This window comes from Streptomyces sp. SBT349, from assembly GCF_001083795.1.
Taxonomy (GTDB): domain Bacteria; phylum Actinomycetota; class Actinomycetes; order Streptomycetales; family Streptomycetaceae; genus Streptomyces.
This window is the reverse complement of the sequence record NZ_LAVK01000596.1, coordinates 1-2,283: the sequence shown is the minus strand read 5'-3', so window position 1 is coordinate 2,283 and position 2,283 is coordinate 1. Positions and strand designations below refer to the sequence as shown.

Sequence of the window (2,283 nt, the reverse complement as noted above, 5' to 3'; positions counted from 1 at the left end):
GCCGGGCGCGGGCGGCCTCGAGGCGCGCGGGTCGTGTGGGTCGCGCGGGGCGCGGGATTCCAGATAGGTGGTGTGGGTCTGCTGGCGGCGTTCGAGGGACTCGCGCACGCCGGTCGCGACCGTGCCCAGCTCGGCGGAGAGCAGGGCGAGTTGGCGCCCGAGGTGCTGTTCGGGCGGGTCGCCGCCGGGGGTGAGTCTGGCCCACCAGCGGGTGCGCTGGTAGGCGTCGAACGCCTCGGGGATGTCGCGGCGCACGGCCCGTTCCAGGATGTGTGCCGCGTCGGGGTCGGCGGCGATCTCGGCGGCCACCCAGCCCGGTTCGAGGAGCGCGTCGAGCAGGCCGTCCAGTTCGGCGAGGGGCGCCGCCGCCTCGTCCGGGACCTGGAGCGACCCGAGGTGGCGTCGCAGCGCGGCGACGTCGGCGCGCACGGCGTCGAGTTCGGCGCCGGGCTCGACCCGGCCGCCGAACGGCGGCGGCGCCCGGCGCTCCGGCGGGGCGATCAGCGCGCCGGCGCCGTAGAGCCCCGCCACCACCACGGGCCAGTAGGCCCCGGCCAGGCCGGTGAACACCGTGACCAGGCCGAGCAGGCCGCAGGCGCAGCCCGTGATGTTCTTCCGCGACTCCAGGTAGGCCAGCGCCCTGGCCGCGCCGCCGCTCGCTCTACTGGTAGCCACGGATCTCCTGGAAGGCGTCGTCGAGCGAGCCGTTGACCGCGTCGAAGAGCCGCCCGCCGGTCGCGGTGGCGATCCGTTCGAGCTCGGCCCGGTCGGAGTCGCCGAAGAGGACCGTGAACACGGGCACCCGCCGCTGCTCCTGCGGGAGTCCGGCGTGGAAGGTCTCGAAGTCCCCGGCGACGACCTCGTCCGTGTTCTCGCCGTCGGTCATCAGCACCACCGAGGTGAAGGCGTCCCGCGGCCCCTCGGCGGCGAGGAGTTCGTACGCCTCGACGAGGCTGGCGTAGATCGCGGTCTCGCCACCCGCCACCAGCCCGTCCACGCCCGCGCGGATGTCCCGGAGCGCGGGCTCGGGCGCCTCGGCCTCGACCGTGTAGGTCTCGGCGGAGACGACATCGTCCGCGAACGGCATGAGCGTCACCTCCTCGCGGTCCCGAAACCGCTCCCCCGGCGCCGTGCCCTCGGTGCCGGTGAGGCGGCCGAGCGCGTCCCGCAGCGCGGAGATCCGCTCGCCCTCCATCGATCCGGAGGTGTCCAGGACGTAGACCGTGCGGGAGGGGCGGCGCAGTTCGTGGTCGTAGGCGGCGAGGAGGCCGTCGGCGACGTCGAGGGAACCGGGGTAGGGCAGTTCGCGGCGCTGGCCCGCGGGAATCTCGGGGGCGGGCTCCACCTCGGTGCTCACCGGGCGGCGCAGGGTGGTGTCCGTCAGGGCCCGCTGGGCGTCGGCGCCGCGCAGGTACTCACCGAGGACGCGCAGGGCCTCGCGGGCCTCGGGCGTGGCGGAGGTCAGGGTGGTGAGCGGGTACCTCGCGGTCACCACGCCGTCCAGCGGCCTGACCACGGTGAGGCCGGCGGCGCCGTCGCGGGCCAGGGAGAGCAGCACCGACTCGTAGTTGACCAGGGCGTCGACGTCGGTGCGGCCGGCGAAGGCGGTGGCCAGCCAGCCGGAGGAGCCCGAGGTGAGCCGCTGTCCCGCGAACAGTTCCCGGAGCCGGTCGGCGCTGCCCCGCACGTCCTCCTCGGTGAGCGCCGCCTGGGCGCCGGACAGGGCGGAGGTGACCGAGATCAGCGCGGAGTAGCCGGAGTTGGAACGGGTCGGGTCCGTCATGCCGAAGGTCAGGTCGCCCGCGGCGGCGGCCTGGTGGACCTGGGCCCAGGTGATCTCCTCGGGCTGCCAGCCGAGCCGGTCGAGTGCCTCGGGGCGCAGGCCGAGGGCGACGGGCGAGGTCATCACGGGCGTCTCGGAGAAGATGCGCTCCTGGGCCCCGGGGTGGAGCCTCAGGTAGTCGTTGGTGGCCAGCCACACGGCGTCGAACCGGCCGTCGGCCTCCCCCGAGACGACCTGGCGGGTGGCGTCCAGGGTGCCGGTCCAGGTGATCTCGGCGGTGACGCCGGTCTCCTCGGCGGCCTCCTCCAGCAGGGGCGCGGTGTCGGCGAGTTCGCTGCCGGCCAGGATGCGGACGGTGCGCGCCGGCCCGCCGTTCCCGTCCCCCTCGCCCCCGTTCCCGTCGCCGTCCGGGTCGCCGGTGCAGGCGGTGAGTGCGGTGAGAGCGGTGAGGACGGTGAGGGCGAGCAGGAGCGCGGCCAGCGGGCCGGTGACGCGGGGGC

At 75.4% G+C, this 2,283-nt stretch carries 2 protein-coding genes; both read right to left on the bottom strand.

Annotated elements, in window-relative coordinates; all coding sequences use genetic code 11:
* Positions 1-675, bottom strand: a 675-nt coding sequence (locus ADY01_RS35015) for a hypothetical protein (protein ID WP_063784480.1), incomplete at its 3' end; no start/stop codon positions are given.
* The gene (locus ADY01_RS35010; protein ID WP_049580872.1) at positions 662-2,263 is read right to left on the bottom strand and encodes a substrate-binding and VWA domain-containing protein; all 1,602 of its coding nucleotides are present in this window, start codon (positions 2,261-2,263) and stop codon (positions 662-664) included. The genes ADY01_RS35015 and ADY01_RS35010, both read right to left, overlap by 14 nt.
* Positions 2,264-2,283 lie beyond the last annotated feature (20 nt).